The sequence below is a fragment of the Sphingobium scionense genome, assembly GCF_014197035.1.
Taxonomy (GTDB): domain Bacteria; phylum Pseudomonadota; class Alphaproteobacteria; order Sphingomonadales; family Sphingomonadaceae; genus Sphingobium; species Sphingobium scionense.
Genome location: NZ_JACIEU010000049.1, coordinates 1 through 17,250, shown reverse-complemented (window position 1 = coordinate 17,250; position 17,250 = coordinate 1). Strand labels below are relative to the sequence as shown.

At 60.3% G+C, this 17,250-nt stretch carries 17 protein-coding genes and 2 pseudogenes; 11 read left to right on the top strand and 8 right to left on the bottom strand.

Going from position 1 to position 17,250, the window contains the following annotated elements; all coding sequences use genetic code 11:
* Positions 1-605: 605 nt before the first annotated feature.
* The 4 genes from GGQ90_RS27360 to GGQ90_RS27345 form a co-directional block, all read right to left on the bottom strand.
* Entirely contained in the window at positions 606-1,082 is a 477-nt protein-coding gene (locus tag GGQ90_RS27360; RefSeq protein ID WP_188084498.1) for a hypothetical protein, read from the bottom strand.
* A gap of 83 nt (positions 1,083-1,165) precedes the next feature.
* Positions 1,166-4,402: an efflux RND transporter permease subunit gene (locus GGQ90_RS27355; RefSeq protein ID WP_188084497.1), complete on the bottom strand. Its 3,237-nt coding sequence runs from the start codon at positions 4,400-4,402 to the stop codon at positions 1,166-1,168.
* Complete coding sequence (locus GGQ90_RS27350) at positions 4,399-5,553, bottom strand: efflux RND transporter periplasmic adaptor subunit (RefSeq protein WP_188084496.1); 1,155 nt, start codon at positions 5,551-5,553, stop codon at positions 4,399-4,401. Before GGQ90_RS27350 ends, GGQ90_RS27355 begins: the two co-directional genes overlap by 4 nt.
* Positions 5,550-6,818 carry a TolC family protein gene (locus GGQ90_RS27345; RefSeq protein WP_188084495.1) on the bottom strand — a complete coding sequence of 423 codons (1,269 nt, stop codon included), beginning with the start codon at positions 6,816-6,818 and terminating at the stop codon, positions 5,550-5,552. The genes GGQ90_RS27350 and GGQ90_RS27345 overlap by 4 nt, the downstream gene beginning before the upstream one ends.
* A 112-nt stretch (positions 6,819-6,930) precedes the next feature.
* On the opposite strand from GGQ90_RS27345, the gene GGQ90_RS27340 reads away from it, so the two are divergent.
* Positions 6,931-7,140, top strand: a complete 210-nt coding sequence (locus GGQ90_RS27340) for a hypothetical protein (protein WP_125999564.1) — start codon at positions 6,931-6,933, stop codon at positions 7,138-7,140.
* A 182-nt stretch (positions 7,141-7,322) separates the two neighbouring features.
* Here the strand turns inward: GGQ90_RS27340 and GGQ90_RS27335 are convergent, their stop codons facing one another.
* The gene (locus GGQ90_RS27335) at positions 7,323-8,660 is read right to left on the bottom strand and encodes an MFS transporter (protein ID WP_188084494.1); all 1,338 of its coding nucleotides are present in this window, start codon (positions 8,658-8,660) and stop codon (positions 7,323-7,325) included.
* A 105-nt stretch (positions 8,661-8,765) separates the two neighbouring features.
* Between GGQ90_RS27335 and GGQ90_RS27330 the strand changes: the two genes are divergently transcribed.
* The 4 genes from GGQ90_RS27330 to GGQ90_RS27315 all read left to right on the top strand — a co-directional run bounded on the left by GGQ90_RS27330 (position 8,766) and on the right by GGQ90_RS27315 (position 12,481).
* On the top strand, positions 8,766-9,035 hold the full coding sequence (locus GGQ90_RS27330) for a metal-sensing transcriptional repressor (protein ID WP_188084493.1): 270 nt from the start codon (positions 8,766-8,768) through the stop codon (positions 9,033-9,035).
* A 594-nt stretch (positions 9,036-9,629) separates the two neighbouring features.
* Positions 9,630-10,832: a carboxylate--amine ligase gene (locus GGQ90_RS27325; protein WP_188084500.1), complete on the top strand. Its 1,203-nt coding sequence runs from the start codon at positions 9,630-9,632 to the stop codon at positions 10,830-10,832.
* Positions 10,819-11,889, top strand: a complete 1,071-nt coding sequence (locus tag GGQ90_RS27320; protein WP_188084492.1) for an acyltransferase family protein — start codon at positions 10,819-10,821, stop codon at positions 11,887-11,889. The genes GGQ90_RS27325 and GGQ90_RS27320 overlap by 14 nt, the downstream gene beginning before the upstream one ends.
* A 43-nt stretch (positions 11,890-11,932) precedes the next feature.
* The gene (locus GGQ90_RS27315) at positions 11,933-12,481 is read left to right on the top strand and encodes a GNAT family N-acetyltransferase (RefSeq protein WP_188084491.1); all 549 of its coding nucleotides are present in this window, start codon (positions 11,933-11,935) and stop codon (positions 12,479-12,481) included.
* 76 nt (positions 12,482-12,557) lie between these two features.
* On the opposite strand, the gene GGQ90_RS27310 is transcribed toward GGQ90_RS27315, so the two are convergent.
* Both GGQ90_RS27310 and GGQ90_RS27305 read right to left on the bottom strand, forming a co-directional pair.
* Positions 12,558-12,854 carry a hypothetical protein gene (locus tag GGQ90_RS27310; RefSeq protein WP_188084490.1) on the bottom strand — a complete coding sequence of 99 codons (297 nt, stop codon included), beginning with the start codon at positions 12,852-12,854 and terminating at the stop codon, positions 12,558-12,560.
* 73 nt (positions 12,855-12,927) lie between these two features.
* Positions 12,928-13,125: a DUF1289 domain-containing protein gene (locus tag GGQ90_RS27305; RefSeq protein WP_037480019.1), complete on the bottom strand. Its 198-nt coding sequence runs from the start codon at positions 13,123-13,125 to the stop codon at positions 12,928-12,930.
* Positions 13,126-13,229: 104 nt separating this feature from the next.
* Between GGQ90_RS27305 and GGQ90_RS27300 the strand changes: the two genes are divergently transcribed.
* From GGQ90_RS27300 to GGQ90_RS27290, 3 genes are all read left to right on the top strand, one after another.
* Positions 13,230-13,505, top strand: coding sequence for a metal/formaldehyde-sensitive transcriptional repressor (locus tag GGQ90_RS27300; protein WP_004210808.1), 276 nt, complete (start codon positions 13,230-13,232; stop codon positions 13,503-13,505).
* A 50-nt stretch (positions 13,506-13,555) separates the two neighbouring features.
* Complete coding sequence (dmeF, locus tag GGQ90_RS27295) at positions 13,556-14,458, top strand: CDF family Co(II)/Ni(II) efflux transporter DmeF (RefSeq protein ID WP_188084499.1); 903 nt, start codon at positions 13,556-13,558, stop codon at positions 14,456-14,458.
* Positions 14,459-14,731: 273 nt separating this feature from the next.
* Positions 14,732-15,280 carry a hypothetical protein gene (locus GGQ90_RS27290; protein ID WP_188084489.1) on the top strand — a complete coding sequence of 183 codons (549 nt, stop codon included), beginning with the start codon at positions 14,732-14,734 and terminating at the stop codon, positions 15,278-15,280.
* On the opposite strand, the pseudogene GGQ90_RS27285 reads toward GGQ90_RS27290, so the two are convergent.
* Positions 15,229-15,432 (bottom strand): annotated as a pseudogene (locus GGQ90_RS27285) (transposase domain-containing protein); the annotation flags it as partial. The gene GGQ90_RS27290 and the pseudogene GGQ90_RS27285 overlap by 52 nt on opposite strands.
* A 309-nt stretch (positions 15,433-15,741) precedes the next feature.
* Here GGQ90_RS27285 and GGQ90_RS27280 point away from each other — a divergent pair.
* The 3 genes and pseudogenes from GGQ90_RS27280 to GGQ90_RS27270 form a co-directional block, all read left to right on the top strand.
* Complete coding sequence (locus tag GGQ90_RS27280; RefSeq protein WP_130752872.1) at positions 15,742-15,927, top strand: hypothetical protein; 186 nt, start codon at positions 15,742-15,744, stop codon at positions 15,925-15,927.
* Positions 15,914-16,792 carry a recombinase family protein gene (locus GGQ90_RS27275; protein WP_188084488.1) on the top strand — a complete coding sequence of 293 codons (879 nt, stop codon included), beginning with the start codon at positions 15,914-15,916 and terminating at the stop codon, positions 16,790-16,792. Before GGQ90_RS27280 ends, GGQ90_RS27275 begins: the two co-directional genes overlap by 14 nt.
* Positions 16,793-16,842: 50 nt before the next feature.
* Positions 16,843-17,156, top strand: a pseudogene (locus GGQ90_RS27270) (transposase); the annotation flags it as partial.
* Positions 17,157-17,250: the final 94 nt, after the last annotated feature.

The window sequence follows — 17,250 nt, the reverse complement described above, 5'->3', positions numbered from 1 at the left end:
ACCGCAAGTTCGCCGCCTAAGATCAACCCCCTGACGAGGTCCGCACTCCGCTAATCTACGCCGCGAGTTGTGCCGAATGTTCTGACGACGGACAGCCCACGGTCGAGCCAGTCTGAGTTTCATATAGATATCCGTATGGTCGCCAGCGCCTCGACGCCGGCAAATCAGCACCAAGTGCGAGACCAACGCCTCGCACTGCCATGCTTCAGGATATCGATGGCGGCTCGAGTAGCGGAGCCATGGTGAACGGCGCCATAAAAGGCTGGCGATGCGCGCCGCTATGGATAGCCTTCCCAGTTGGGACAGGTTTCAGCCCATGGTCATCTGGCACGCGATCACCGACTAGATGAACGTGACCGCCTCCTGTAGCGCTGCCCGGCTCCTCATGGTTTTCTGAAAAATGTTGATGCTCTGTAGTAGCCTCAACGGATGGTCGGTCACTTTGGTGGAAATGCTGTGACACGGTCAGCAACGAGCCGTGTGAGATCATCATAGCAATTACGAGCAGGACAGAGAGGAATGGATAAGTTCGCATTCGTCACTCCTTCCTTCTCTCATTCATCCAAACGGCCGTTCAACGGGCGCCAAACCGCACACACGATAGATTATCGCGAATGATTCTCAACAAAATTGCGAGCGTCAGATGACCTATTCTCGTCACGAACCAAGTCGTCGGCTGGTTCTACAGGGCTAAGGCCCAAGGGCTTGCCCGAGGTGCAGGTGCGCTCCGGCCGGTTTATTTCGCTGATGCGCAGGACGCGATTGGTGATCGTGGCAGTGATGCCTTCCCCGACATAGGTCAGCCCCTGAGCCGGAGCAGTCAGGCGGATCGGCTGCGGTTGCGCGGGTCCACTCAGGATCATCACCAGCCCCTCATCGCGGTACGCCGCGTGGAGAAGGGAGCCATCATTGCACTGAAATTCATGATGCGCTTCGCGATCACTGAGCAGCGCCTGGTCGTCGGGACTGAGTTGGCCATTGCCATCGCCAGATGAACATGCCCCGGCCGCCAGCGCCGCCATCATCACGATAGCCAGCTGGCCTGACCGGACAGAAAATCGAGAACGTTCGTCAAGGAACATGGCACTTTCCAATCCTCGAGGGTCTGGCGTTGAGCAAATCATAGATGAAGCAGGCGGCAGCTCCGCCGCCGCCTGCCTTTCGATTACGCAGTTGCCGGTTCGGAATTACCCGACGACTCTTGCGCCTGTTTCTTCTTGAGGCGCCCCATGAATGCCGTGATCGCCGGCAACACGAGCAACGTCAGCGCCGTCGACGTGATGAGGCCACCAATGACCACCGTGGCAAGCGGTCGCTGCACTTCGGCTCCCGTCCCCGTAGCGAGGGCCATCGGCACGAAGCCGAGACTTGCCACGAGCGCAGTCATCAGCACCGGCCGCACGCGCTCCATCGCGCCGCCTATGATCGCCTGATCCTCCTCTGCCCCATCCTCTCGATATTTGCGGATGGCGCTCATCATGACGAGGCCATTCAACACCGCGACACCGGAGAGAGCAATGAAGCCCACCGCAGCCGTGATGGAGAACGGAATCCCGCGCAGCAGCAGGGCGAAGACCCCCCCCGCCAGAGCCATCGGCACGGCGCTGAACACGATCGCTGCTGGGATAGCGCCGCCCAATGCCATGTAGAGAAGTGCGAAGATCGCGGCGAAGCAGATCGGCACCACGATCAGCAGGCGCAGACGCGCCGACTGAAGGCTTTCGAATGTGCCGCCCCAATCGGTGTACATGCCAGCAGGCAGTTGGAGTTCGCCCACCTTCTGCTGCGCCTCTGTGACGAAGCCGCCCAGATCCCGACCACGCACGTTGATCTGCACGATCACCATACGCTTGCCATTCTCGCGGCTGATCTGGTTCAACCCCGAAGTGAAGCTGAACCGTGCCACCTCGCGGAGCGGGATGGACCTTGCCACCTGACCTTCGGAGGTAGGCAACATCACCGGGATGGACCCCAGCGTTTCCAGATCATCGCGCTGCGCATCGGGCAAACGGACCACGACCGAGAAGCGACGGTCACCTTCGAACAGCAGCCCAGCTTCCCGGCCACCAAGAGCAGCCGCAACGGTATTAGCAACCTCTTCGACCGAAAGGCCGTAACGTGCGACCGCCAATCGATCGATCTTCACGTCAAACGTCGGCGCACCGGACGTCTGCTCGGCACTGACATCGCCAGCACCGGGGATCTTCCGAACCACCGCGGCAATGCGCTGCGCCTGCTGGCTCATCTGATCGAGGTCATCGCCATAAAGCTTGATGGCCACGTCAGCCCGAACGCCAGCGATAAGCTCGTTGAAGCGCATCTGGATCGGCTGCTGGATTTCCGTCCGGTTGCCAATCAGGGGCTTCATCCTCGCTTCGATGCGCTTGAGGATATCGTCCTTGCTCTTCACATCCGACGGCCACTCACTTTCGGGCTTGGGGATGACATAGGTGTCTGAGGCGTTTGGCGGCATGGGATCGGTACCCAGATCCGCGTTGCCGTTCTTCGAGAAGACGAGCGCCACTTCCGGCAAGGTCTTGAGGGTATTCTCGATCCGCAGTTGCATCTCGGTCGACTGGTCGATCGAGGCCGACGGCACGCGGAAATTGGTGACCGTGATGTCCTTCTCGTCAAGCTGGGGCATGAACTCCTCGCCCAGCAGGCCGAAGCACAGGACGGCTGCCAGGAACATGCCACCGCCGGCCGCAATGAATGGCAAGGGACGCGCCACGGCTTTCTTCAGGAGCGGCTCGTACTTTTCCTTGAACCAACGGATCGGCTTCACTTCCGTCTCGCTCACCTTACCCTTGATCACGATAGCGATCATCGCAGGAATAAAGGTAATCGAGAGGATGAAGGCCGAGGCCAGAGCAATCATGAGCGTGACCGCCATGGGCGAGAAGGTCTTGCCCTCGACACCCTGGAAGGTCAGTAACGGCACAAACACGAGGAAGATGATGAGCTGCCCGTAGACGGTAGGTCGAACCATCTCGACCGCAGCCTCCGTCGTCTCGCCCAGCCGCTCCGACAACGTCAGCAGACGCCCTTCATGTTCCTGCCGTTCGGCAAGCCGTCGCAGCGCATTTTCCACGATGATCACGGCGCCGTCGACGATCAGACCGAAGTCGAGCGCGCCAAGGCTCATGAGGTTGCCGGATTCCCCGATGGCGTTCATGCCGCTGGCCGTCATCAACATGGTCACCGGAATGACCGCCGCCGTGATCAGCGCCGCGCGGATGTTGCCCAGCAGCAGGAAAAGCACCACGATGACGAGCAGCGCGCCTTCGGTCAGGTTCTTCTCGACCGTGGAAATGGTCGCATTCACCAGCTTTGAGCGGTTATAGACGGGTTCTGCAAAGACGTCTGGCGGCAACCCCTTGTTGATCTGCGTGAGCTTCTCTGCCGCGCTCATCGCCACGATGCGGCTATTGTCGCCCACCAGCATCAGGACGGTCGAGATCACCGCTTCGGATCCCATGCGGCTGCCGGAACCGGTGCGGACCGCGCCACCGATGACCACTTCACCGACATCACGCACGCGGACCGGCACGCCAGCACGGGTCGCAACGACCGCCTCCTCGATTTCCTCAATCGACTTCAGGCGCGCATCGGCGCGAACCAGGAAACTCTCCCCGGCTCGCTTGATGTAGTTGGAGCCTGCCGACAGGTTCGCCCGCTGGAGAGCATCAGCCAGTTCCGTCACCGACAGGCCATAGGTGGCCAGCGCGTTGAGATTGGGCTGCACCAGATACTGCTTCACGAAGCCGCCGTTGGAATCGACGCCGGCTACGCCTTTGACATTGCGCATTTGCGGACGGATGATCCAGTCCTGCACGGTGCGCAGATAGGCCGCCTTCGCCAGTTCGGTGGTCAGTCGCTCGCCTTCAGGCGTAAGGTAGCTGCCGTCCGACTGCCAGCCGGGCTGGCCATTTACAGTCTTGACGTTCTTGCCATCTGGATGACGGAACGCCACCGAATAGAAGAATATCTCGCCAAGCCCTGTACTGAGCGGTGCCAGATTGGGCTGCACCCCGGAAGGCAGGCTGTCCTTGGCTTGCGCAAGGCGTTCGGTCACCTGCTGGCGGGCGAAGAAGATATCTGTGCTGTCGGTGAAAATCGCCGTCACCTGGCTGAACCCGTTACGCGTCAGCGACCGGGTCATGGTGAGACCTGGAATGCCGGCAAGGGCCGTCTCGACCGGATAAGTCACCTGCTTTTCCATGTCGACCGGGCCGAGCGTGGGATTGAAGGTGTTGACCTGCACCTGTCGGTTGGTGATGTCCGGGACGGCGTCGATCGGCAGCTTGGTGATCTGCCAGCCGCCAAATCCGACAATGGCGAGTGTCAGGAACAACACCGCCCATCTCATCCTGACGGATAGACTGAGGATGCGCGCAATCATTCTGCCGACTCCTTCTCAAGCTCAGCCTTGAGGAGGAAGGCGTTGGTCGTCGCGATCTGCTGCCCCGCCTTCAGGCCAGCCGCAATCGCAACCATGCCGCCACTGCGACTGGCGACCTGAACGGTCTGTGCCTTGAAGCCCTTGGGCGTGCGAACAAAAACCACTGTCCGTTCGCCGACTGTCTGGACCGCATCCTGTGGCACCGTGACACCGCTCGCACCCTGACCACCGCTGGCGAAGATACGTGCCTGCACAAGCTGTCCTGGAGCGATCACGCTGCCACCGCCGCTCGGGGTGATGACCACCGTGGCTTGCCGGGTCTGCGCGTCGACAACACCGGTCGCCGAGCGCACACGCCCTTCCACCTTCTGGCCGTCGGACGTCGTGAGTTCCACCCGATCGCCAGCCTTTACCCGGCCAGCGTCAGCCACAGGAACCGCAGCCTCAATCTGGATGCTGCGCGGATCTGCGACCCGAAATAGTTCAGTCTCCGCCTGGACGAACGAACCCAGACTTGCCGTTGCCGATGTGATCCGGCCAGAGACGGAGCTCACGACAGATACGGACCGACCATCGCCAGCAACCCGTGCTGCACGCGCAGCCGCGTCCGCCTGGCGCGCTTCGGCCCGAGCTACCGCCAGATTGGCTTCGGCCGTTTCATAGTCCGCCCGCGCCGATACACCTTGCGCGAGCAGGCTCTTCTCGCGGGCCAACTGTCGCGCAGCGAGTGTCGCCCGCGCCGCCGCAGCCCCACGATCGGCCGCGATTGCCGAAGCATCACGACTTTCCACCAGTGCGATCGCCTCACCGGCCTGAACCGTATCACCGATACGCTTGAAGATGCGCGTCACCGTGCCTGGCGCTCGCGCGGTTAGAACAGCTTCGGCATCAGGCGTGGCTTCGACCGTGGCGCTTGCCATGACGATCCCCGAAAGGCTGGAGCCGGAGACGGCTTCGACCGAGATTGCGGAACTCTTGATGCCGTCTGCAGTGATTTCCACGGTATCGGCAGGCTGGGCCTCTGCTTCCGCAGCGCTTTCCTCAGCCACCGGTGCGCTGGGCGCTGTCATGCGTGCCACGCCGAAGCCGGCAAGCGCCGCCAGAATGAGGCCGACCGCAGCGCCGGCATAGAGTTTGTTGTCGGACTTCATTGGACGGGTTCTCCGGTGATGGTGCGGCCCTCAAGCCTTGCAAGGCTGGCGCGGGCGTCAAACTGGGCAGCGCGGGCATCGAGCACCACGCCGCGAGCAGCTCCCAGGCCATGGCGGGCAGCTAGCAATTCGATCAGCGGGGACTTCCCCGCTTCATAGGCGATGCGTGCAAGCCGATAGCTTTCTTCGGCCGTGGACAGGGTTCTGTCCGCAGCCGCTGCTCTGGCGTCTGCCGCTTCGTTGAAGGCAAGCGAAGCCTGGATTGCAGCCTCGGCCTCCAGCCGGGTTGCCGCCTCGCGTGCCTGCGCGCCGCGCAGTTCAGCCTGCGCGGCATCTATGTTGCCGCGGTTCCTGTCGAAGAGTGGGAATGGCACGCTCACAGCTGCCAGCAGAGCATTCGCGTTGTCGACCTCAAGCCGTCTGACGCCGACGGACACCGTCACGTCAGGAATGGCCTGCCGCTTGGCGGATGTCACCCGCCGCGCGGCGGCTTCTGCGTCAGCTTTCGCTGCCAGATAAGGCGCCGTCTGCGTCGGGTCGATCGGCCCGTGCCCCTTCATCGGCGCCAGCCGGTCCAACATGGGTTCGGCAAGCGTCGAATAAGACACCGACTGACCACTGAGCGCAGTCAGGCGGGAATAGGCGCCAACCCGCTCTGCTTTGGCCGTATCGACGACAGCCCTCAGCGAATTCACTTCGGTTTCAGCCTGAAGGCCACGAAGCCGGGCTTCCTTGCCCGCTTCAACCAGAGCGCGGGCGGCCTTAAGATCCGCTTCTGCTTCTTCCAGTTCATCTTCAGCCAGCCCGATCCTACGATCGGCGACTTCAGCGCCAGCATAGGCACGCGCCAGTTCATATGCATAGGACAGCCGGCCGTCACGCGTACGCGCCTGAGCAGCGACCACGCCCGCTTCGCCTGCCGCAATGCGAGCGGAGCGCTTTCCGAACAACTCAAGCGGTTGATTTACCTGAAGCGTGTTTTCCGCACGACCGAAGCGGTTGTACGGGCGTTGCCCGCCCACATTCTCCGTCATGACACTCACGGTCGGATTGGGATAGGCGCGTGCCTGCCGTGCCAATCCTTCGGCACGATCTACTTCGGCTTCGAGCTCCAATTGACGTGGCGCTTCGCTGGTTTGCCGAAAAAGCTCGGCAAATGGTGGCGCGACTTGCGCGCTTGCAGCCGTGCCACCCGCCATAAGGCAGGTCGCAACGACCGCGCCGGATACCGCAATACGCGGCAGCCGGCCTCGAAAGGCTTGCATTGTGTAATTCCCTCGTAGGTCTGATCAAAAGATGCGCGCAGATGCGCGCCAGGGATCAGGCCTCGGGTGGTCTCAAGAGAGAGGCTGGCCCCGTGGAACCCAACGCGGCAGCGTGGAACAGCTCCCAACGCCCAGCGACCGGCGCAACATCTGCAACTATGACGGGCTGCGACGGGAGATCTGTCGACTGATGCGCGGCATGTGCAGCAATGTGCATCATGTCTGCCAGGTCAGGCTGGTCCTTCGACTCATGCCGGTCATGGTGATGATCGTGATCGGCGACGCTGGACGCGACCTGCTGGGCCGCATGCGCCTGAGGTAGGGTGTCATGCCAGGTTGTCAGCAGGGTCACACCCAACAAAGCGAGCAGGCCGCACAGCGTCGACACGCGCCGACGCCATATAAGCGCCGTGCTGTTACGCCGCGATGGGTGCAATGCTCGCATGGCGCGCACGCTATCTTCGTCACATGCACTTGGCAAGCCGGATCGACCGAAAGAACGAGTCATGATCTTGGCCAATGCTGATGAAGATCGTCGATCACATAGGCGTGGCCAGCGCTTTGGCCATGCTTGTCCCGAAGGTGGGCATGGTCTGCATCAAGATCGACGTGATCATGTGGAAGTTCGTCAGGGTCCGCGCTCGGCCACAGCAAATAAGCAGCGATCACACCAAAATGCGCGATGATCGACATGGCAATGAACGTCATTACCTGATCTTCTCTCGCGCCAAGCTGGCCAGCAAGCGGATAGCAGATTAACCAGCTTCCGTGGCTCAGGGCAAACTGCGCCGCAAAGAGTGCAGGCCGATCTTCCGCATTGGCCGACCGTTTCAATAGCCGCCCCGACGGGGTGACGCTCATCGAATAGGCCATACCCATGACGAACCATCCCGAGAGCAGTATGGACCAATAGTTGGAGGAACTGCCGAACCAGTGCGTGAGGGCACCCATGATCGCAAGCCCCCAAGCCAGCACTGCTGCGGCAGTGATCATGATCGAGCGGTCGGATATGCGGTCGAGAATACGGGGCAACCCCAGCGCAGCGAGGATAGAGCCTCCACCAAAGGCTGCTAGTGTGAAGGCAACGTCCCGCTGGCCAAGGCCAAGCTGGTCCCGGACAATGACGACAGTGTTGACGATCACCATCGAACTCGCCGCCGCCGACGCAAAGGTCAAAGCGAGAAGGCCGCGCAGCCGTGGCGTCTTGAGGTAAATCCGCATACCCCTGGTGGTCTTGGCATAAATGCCGGTGCGCACTTCCTTACGGTTAAGCGCTCGAGGCAAGGTGGTCGACAGGACCAGAATGGCCGAACCGACGAAACCGACCGCCGTGCCCGAGAATAACCAGTGGAAGTTGATGACAGTCAGCAAGGCAGCCGCGAGCATCGGGCTCGTCAGGCTTTCCATATCATAAGCCAGCCGCGACAGGGCGAGCGCCTTGGTATAGTCGCGCTCTTCCGGCAGAACATCGGGAATGGTCGCCTGAAAAGTGGGCGTGAACGCTGCCGATGCAGACTGAAGCACGAAGATCAGGACGTAGATCTGCCAGATCTCGCTGACGAACGGCAGGCAGATCGCGACGGCGGCGCGCAGCACATCCATCGTGACGAGAAAGGCGCGACGCGGCAGCCTGTCGGCAAAGGCGCCTACGACGGGAGCCACACCAATATAGGCGATCATCTTGATGGCCAGCGCGGTCCCCAGCACTGCGCCTGCCGATCCGCCGGCAATGTCATAGGCGAGCAGCCCCAGCGCAACCGTAGCCAGCCCGGTTCCGACCAAAGCCACCACCTGCGCCAGGAACAGGTGACGGTATGTCCGATTGCTCAACACCGAAAGCATTGCATGACCTCATGACGAATCATCCTCCCCGGGGGGATATGAATGGCGCTTGCAGTATCCCCCCGGGGAGGATACTGCAAGCACCATTCCTGGAGTAGATTCTGCATGGCCGATCATCAGCACGAGACGCACCCTGCGATCATAAAGCGATTGAACCGTGCTGGCGGCCATCTGCGCAGCATCGTAACGATGATCGAACAAGGACGTCCCTGCGTCGAGATCGCCCAGCAGTTGCAAGCGGTCGAAAGTGCGATCGTCAACGCCAAGAAGACCCTGATCAACGATCATATCGATCATTGCCTCAGCCATAGCCAGGATAGCGGCGGCGTCTCCAAGGCTGTTGAAGAATTCCGGGCAATCTCACGATATCTGTAACGCCATTTCTGTTATAGGCCTCCGAGCGCAACCCGAACTGAGCATGTGAGCCGACGCGACATGACACAGCTGATCCGCTGCATAATGCTGACAGTTCTGGCGATTCTCGCCCAAGGAGCGGCTGGAGCCGCCTTGCCGCACGCGCCGCTTCAGGGACATCATTACGAATATACCCATACCGATCCAGTAGGTAAGGCGCACACTGAGCCGGCGGATCTGGTTGACGGGCAGACGGACGAACTCCCTGACGGTTCTCACCGTCACACCGGCCATCACACGCACGGATCAGCAGACGACGTCAGGATAGCTGGTGTAGGCGACCGGCACCGCCGTATTCTCAAGCGTCAGTTCCGTCGGTCTGATGACCTACAGCTGACGATCGTCCCCTCCCCTCCGCTGCTAGAGCCGCCCTCCGCCTGATGCCGCAGCGCCCTTTTCGCAGGGCGCCCGACCTTCCGATTGGTCTGACCTGCCAGTCTGGCAGCGGCTGTGATGCTTTACGTCCGCCGCTGCCTTCGGCAAGTTCGAAAGGCATCTTCTGTGGCAACACTGCATTCTGGCGGGCGTCCTTTGCGCCCGCACCCACCTGCTATCGTGCTCGGGCTCGATAGCGCGATCAATCTCAGCATCATCCGTGAACTCGGCCAAAAGGGTGTGCCGGTCATCGGCGTCGGGACGGCCGCAACCTCAATGGCTGCAGCCTCACGACATTGCTCGCAAGCCATCATCCGTCCGGCCGGGCCAATCATGTCCTGGATGCCCGACATCGTACGTCGCACGGGCGCGATGGCACTATTCGCTGTGTCCGAAACCGATTTGCTGCAACTAGCGGCAGGACCGAAGTACATCGGCAAGTGCGAGGTTCTGACGCCCCGCTTGGAGCAATTGCAGCGGGCGCTTAACAAGAGCGACACACTGAGCGAAGCCAGAAAGCTCGGGTTCGACGTGCCGCAGACATGGCAACCTCGAGCCGGCGAAGATTTCGCCGCGCGGATCGCTGAGCAGAGTTTCCCCGCCATCGCCAAATGGAACAACCCGAATGACATCCTCCCCCTTCTCGAAGAGGCTGGCCTCAAGTGGGAGAAGGCAGAGTTCGTCAGCAATGCCGGCCAACTCGACCGCTTGCTTGATCGCTTCCAAACAATAGGCCGCTGGCCCCTGATCCAGTCCTATTGCGATGGCGTGGGGCTTGGCCAAATGCTCTACATGAGGCGTGATCGCGCGACCCTGCGCTTTCAGCATGTGCGCCTTCATGAATGGCCGCCGGAAGGCGGGGTGTCGACGCTTTGCTACAACGAGCCACTCTATCAGCATCAAGCCCAAATGATGTTGTCGGAGCGCCTGCTTCAAAAATTGGAGTGGGACGGCCCAGCCATGGTCGAGTATCGCTATGATGCTGCGCACAAGCGCTATTGGCTCATGGAAGTAAATGGCCGCTATTGGGGCAGCCTCCCGCTCACTCGCCACTGTGACACCCTCTTCGCCTGGGAAGCCTATCGACGTTCGGTCCTGGGCCAGGTCGTTGACGCGCCGGTGGGCCGGCAAGACATAATTCAGGCACGCTATATGATTCCGGAGACCAAGCGGCTCATGCGCCTGCTCGTCGGGCGCTCTCGCGTTGATGAGCGCTTCGCTGAATATAGCCGCCTGCAGGAACTACGATCTTACCTCGCAGACTTCGTGCGCCCGAACATGCGCTACTATGTCTTCGACAAGGACGATACCGGTCCATTCTATCAAGACATCCGCAACATGGTCGGGAAGATTTTCAAGGGGGGCCGTCATGACCCTCGTTGAAAAACAGGAGGTCGACGTGCGTCCTGATCGGCTTGAGCAGCCACCGGTCGGCGGCCCGTTCAGGAACAGGTTGAAGGAACTCGACGCCCTGCGCGGGATCGCGGCGATCAGCGTGATGCTGTTCCACTACACCTCGATCTATCCCGACTTCTTTCCCGAGCACCGCAGCATCGGCGTGAGGTTCGATGCCGGAGGCTATGGCGTCTTCCTGTTCTTCGGCATCTCCGGTTTCGTGATCAGTCGCACGCTGGAAAACACTGCGGGCATCGCCGACTTCACCATCAAGCGTGTTGCCCGGCTCTTCCCGGCCTATTGGGCAGCAGTGCTGCTCACGACGCTGGTCGTGCAATGGAGCGGGACCGAGCGGTTACAGGCGGAATTCGAAACGGTCCTGATCAACCTAACCATGTTGCAAGGCTTCTTCTTCGTCCCGTCTGTAGATGGCGTGTACTGGACGCTGACCGTCGAGCTCGCCTTCTACATATGCGCGGCCCTCGCATGGATGGCGCGCAGGCGGGTGCGCATTGAGTATCTGCTTGCTGGTTGGATGGCACTTGGCGCCGTTGCCTCGTCCTCCGAGATAGTGCCGTATCGGGTGCAGATGCTCCTGGTGAACCAATACAGCCCGTTCTTCGCCATTGGCGTGCTCACCTACAGAGCGTGGTCAGCGCATCGGCGCTATCTTGACCAACTTCCCTATTTCGCGATGGCGCTGGCGATACTGGGTTTCAACGGGGGCGCCGCCTTCCTGATCGCCGGGGTCGGAATTCAGGTGATGCTTTGGCTGGCCATCAACGGCCGCCTGTCCGCGATCACCCATCCTATTCTGCTGTATCTCGGCGCTCTCAGCTACCCGCTGTATCTCATCCACCATCATGCCGGCTTCGTGCTGCTCCGGGCAGTCGATCGGGCGCAGATTGGCCCTTTCGTCGGGGTCATCATCACGTCGGCAACGATGCTCTGCCTGGCAGCCCTCCTGCACCACGGCATCGAGGCCCCTGCAGAGCGGACCATTCGAACATGGTGGTTTAGGCGCCGTAGCCCTCAGCCAGTCTGATCCAGCTTTCTTCGGCCGCCACCCTCGCGGCCATCTGCACAACATGGAAGACCCAAATTTTCTCTTTGGCAACACCTTGGCCCTCGGCCCCATTTTCCCTGTCGATCTCGAGCGGCTGTTCCGCTGGATGGACAATGCCGACGACGCTCGCCTGAATGAACCCTACCGACCGCTTAACTGGCAGCATCAGGAAGCATTCTGGCTAAATGCCGATCAGGACGCCTCACGCGTCTTCTTTGCCATTCGCGTGCAGGACGCTCCACATATTGTGGGTTTCATCCAGATCCATAAAATCCACGCCATCCATCGATCGGCCCTGATCGGCATCCGCATCGGTGAGGTCGAAGACCGCGGCAAGGGCTTGGCAGCAAACGCAATGGCAATCGCCATTGAATATTGCTGGCGCGATCTCAACCTGAGCAGGCTCGAGCTGACCGTCTTCGCGCATAACGAGCCCGCACGGCGGCTGTACCATCGGCTGGGTTTTGCCGAAGAGGGCATCTCACGCAACGCGCTCTTCATGGGCGGGAACTGGATAGATGTTGTGAACATGGCGCTGATGCGACCGGATCGCGCCGCCCCTGAGGGTTAGGCATTCATGCCCGGTTAGGGCGGATTTGTTAGGAACAGCAATCCCGCAAGAAATTGAGACAATGAAACCGACGATCTTACTGACCGCCCTGGCCCTGTGCTTGTCCGCATGCGGTCCTGTCCACCCCAGATGGAAGAACGAAAGCTCCCATGACATTCGTGTAACCTATTTCAAAGGCACGGCGCACTATGGGGTGCTCATCAAACAGGGTCGGGAAAACGTCCCCGTTGCGCCATTCGATTTCCAATCGGTCGAACGGATCGAAATCGAAGATAGCGGCCAGACACAGCGTCTTACCAAAGCCGCTGTGTCGCAGATGCACACTGAGTGCGGCCACGGCTATTCCTGCCGCATCCGGTACGGCGACGATCATCAGTTGAAGGTCGCGCCTGGCTAACAGCTCCGCTTGCCACCCATCGCACCGACGACATCAGCCGAAAGGCTGGTCAGTCGTCGGTGCGATCATTCGTCAAGCCCTTTGCGCGCAGCTTGGACAGGCGCTGCGGTAAATCCGCAGCAACCTTGCGCGCCTCGCCCGGGCGCAGATTTCGCCAACGGCGCACTTCCTCACGAGAACGGCCACAACCACGGCACCAGCCGGATGAGGCGTCGAAACCACAAAGGTCAATGCAAGGCGAGCGCACAAATCATTCCATCGAATTTAATTGAATACCCTACCCACCTACCCTATATGGCAACGTCCTACCAGCAGCAACTTGCTGCCTGACATTGAGGCTGCCGAGGGAAAATGGCTCACATCAATGAGAACCGAGACGCGCTACTCGGGCGAATCAAGCGCATCGCAGGCCAGGTTGGCGCAGTAGAGCGCGCGCTTGGCGGCAATGCGAACTGCACCGAAGTCCTCCATCTGGTCGCAGCCGTTCGCGGCGCCGTGAATGGGCTTCTCGATGAGATCATCGTCGAACATCTGGAGGCCCATGTCGCGCGCGACGGTCTGTCGCCCGAAGAACGCCAGCAAGGCGCAGAAGACCTCGTCACGATCATCCGGAGGTACAGCAAGTGAGCACCAAGACCCCCGTGCTGGCCGATACCGGCCACCTGACGCACGAACATATGTTCCTGGCCGCCAGCCATGACGACAATGCCCGCCGGACGCTCTGGGTCGTGGTGCTCACCGCCCTCATGATGGTGACAGAGATCGTCGCTGGTTATACTACAGGATCGATGGCTCTACTGGCTGACGGCTTCCATATGGCCACCCATGCCGGAGCGCTTGGTGTTGCGGCCGCTGCCTACGCCTATGCGAAACGACATGCTCATAACGGCGACTTCAGCTTCGGCACCGGAAAAGTCGGCGATCTCGCTGGGTTCGCATCGGCTCTCGTCCTGGGTATCATAGCCGTCGCTATCGGCGTCGAGTCCGTCATGCGACTGTTCGAACCCATCAACGTCGCCTTCGCAGAAGCCACATGCATCGCAATCCTCGGACTGCTCGTGAACATAGCGTCGGCCTTCCTCCTATCTGGTGGTCATGGGCACGACCATGGTCATCACCACCACCACGATCATGGGCATTCGCATGGCCACAGCCATGGTGGCGACAACAACCTGCGTTCCGCCTATATGCATGTTCTCGCTGATGCCCTGACATCGGTGCTGGCAATCGCAGCTCTGTTGGCCGGCCGCTATCTGGGCTGGGTGTGGATGGATCCAATCATGGGCATCGTCGGCGCCATCGTGATTGCGCGCTGGTCATGGTCGCTGATGCGCGACACGGCCGCCATTCTCCTGGACCGCACAGATCGCCACGTAGCCGATGAAGTCCGCGAGTTGGTCGAAACGACAGGCGATGCCCGGATCACGGATCTGCACGTCTGGAAGGTCGGCCCCGAAGCCCACTCAGCGATCGTCGGCGTCGCTGCCCATCCGGGCGTAGATGCGACGGAAATCCGGCGGCGCCTGGTGCCCGTTCATGAGCTCCAGCACCTTACCGTCGAAGTCGCGACAGTGGCATAACCGACAGGAATATCGCGATTTATCCCACATTTTCTCAAATAGTGAAAATGTGGGATAAATTTTTAGGAACGCGCGATCGGAATATCCATAACCACGGGCCCAGACAGAAAGCCTTCACAAGAGTCGCGGTTCACTCTGACTGTTCCAAATGGCTTGGGTCGGCAGGAGAGGAAGAGATAAAAAAGAACGTAGGAACTTTGTGCGCGCTCCACGGCGACAAAGGAAATTCATCCATTGGACGCCTCGCCACAATAGATCTGTCCATGGTTCAAAATGCTGAAACATCCCTTCGCTCTTGTGAAATCAACCGGCAAGGTCGTTCACATCGATGACGCTTCTAAAACCCAAGCGCCTTTTATCTGCGCCGGCTGCCAATCCGAAATGCGCCACGTTGCAGAAACCGTCCCACATACCCGTAAGGGTAGCGACAAAATCATAACTCGGCGCGGTCACTTTGCACATGTTTCGCATGACGAATGCACATCCGGTCTCGAAACCAGCCTTCACCTATGGGCGAAAATGGTAATCGAAGAGGCCCGTACTGTCGGGCTTCCTCTGCACCATGTCGAATATCGAGACTTAGCCCGCGATTTCGAGACGGACTGGAAATACTATGCCGTCACGCTGGAAGAGTGGCAAGACGGCATCAGGCCTGACATCGTACTATATCATCCCGACGGTCGCCTAAATGTCGAAATCAAGGTCTACCACGCGGTCGACGAAGCCAAGGCAGAGCTTCTCCGCCAGCGCGTCCAGTGTAAGCGCTGTGCTCAGGCCACGGCGGTCCAAGGCATGAGTTCACCGACGGCGTTGGCCGAATGACCCGCTGCGAGCCTGGAGAGGGTCTCGGCGAGCCAGGCATGCGGGTTGATGCCTGAGATCTTGCAGTTCTCGATCAGCGTGGCGATGACCGCCCAGTTGTCGCCGCCTTCGTCAGAGCCTGCAAAGAGCGCGTTTTTGCGGTTGAGGGCCATCTCGCAGACATTCTGCCCATGTCGGGCACGACGTTGTCGTGTGGTATCGGTGGCACCCCTATTTCGAGCGTACGGTCCGGTGCGAGTATACCGAGGAGCGGGCGAACGGCAGAGTCGCCCACATTGTGGTGAGCCCCGGCGAAGTCATCGTAGTTCCGGCATGGATGTTGGATCGCGAGGTGTGCGCTGCGTTCAGCTTGGGTAGCCCTCAGGTTGCCGTAGATGCGTTGATCGATCTCCATGGCCTCTTGATCGACGCTGACCTTCGTAATGCCCTGCTGAGCGGTTTGAACGCTCAGGAGGTAGACGATGAAGACCTTGCCCCCACCAACGCGGCTGCCGGCGCTGCGCCAGTTGATCATGCCGCTCGACACGAGAAGCCTGGACGGTCTGACGAGAGCCCAGCGCGTCGTCGTGGTGGCAAGCCTAGCCAAGTTGTTGATGGCGGCCGCAGGCGTCTCGGACGAGGAGGAGGCGACCAATGACGGGCGGTAACCTCCTTCCGATGGCCCTGCTGAGGCGCAAGGCAGTTGTTTACGTCAGGCAGTCGACGCCCCAGCAGGTCAACGGGAACCTGGAGAGTCAACGTCGCCAGTATGAACTCGTCGATGTTGCGCGCCGCTGGGGATTTCGTGATGTCGAGGTGATCGACGAGGACCTTGGACGCAGCGCGAGCGGTGCAGTGGATCGCCCCGGCTTTGAGCGTCTGGTGGAGGATCTGTGCACGGGGCGCGTCGGCGCCGTATTGTGCCTTGAGGCCTCTCGCCTTTCCCGCAACGGACCCGACTGGCACCGGCTTCTTGAGCTTTGCGGCCAGGTCGATGCTCGTGTCATCGACATCGATGGGGTCTACGATCCGGCCAAGCCGAACGACCGGCTGCTGCTCGGCATGAAGGGCAGTATCAGCGAGTTCGAGCTTTCTGTCATTCGTGCCCGTATGTACGAAGCTGCACGGCAAAAGGCTCAGCGCGGCGAACTGCGCATCAGCGTTCCGATCGGCTACATCTGGCATCGCGACTATGGCCTGAGCTTTGACCCTGACATTCGAGTTCAGGAGGCCATCAGGCACATATTCGCGCGGTTCCGCGAGATAGGCAGCGCTCGCCAAGTGCTGATCGCGCTGACCGCCGAAGGTATGCATTTCCCGCGCCCGTCGGACGGCAAGATGATGGTCTCCTTCGATTGGGTTCCGATCCGTTATCGCAATGTAATTAGCGTGCTCAAGAACCCGTTCTACGCCGGTGCCTATGCCTATGGCAAAACCGAGAAGCGCACCCAGATCGTCGATGGCCGAGTGCGCAAGAGCTATGGGCATCGCAAGTCGTACGACGATTGGGGCATCATGCTCAGGGAGCATTGAACCGCCCCGGGTTTGCCGGAGGCTCCAACTTCTGAGTAAGTGGAGCCGATATGAGCAAAACGACGAACAAGTTTGCACCTGAGGTTCGCGCACGGGCGGTGCGCATGGTGCTGGATCACGAGGCTGAACATCCTTCCCGCTGGGCAGCAATGATTTCCATCGCCGAGAAGATCGGGTGCTCGGCGCACACATTGAATGAGTGGGTAAAGAAGGCCGAGGTGGACAGTGGCAAGCGTGCTGGTGTGCCCACCGAGATGGCGGACCGCCTGAAGGCGCTGGAACGCGAGAACCGCGAACTGCGCCAGGCCAACGAGATACTGCGTAAGGCGAGCGCATATTTTGCCCAGGCGGAGCTCGACCGCCCTGTCCGCCGTCAGCACCAATGGCACAGATTTGAGGTTGTGATTTAAGGAGGATCTGGGCTTCGTCGTAGTGACGAAGGAACGAAGATGAAGCCC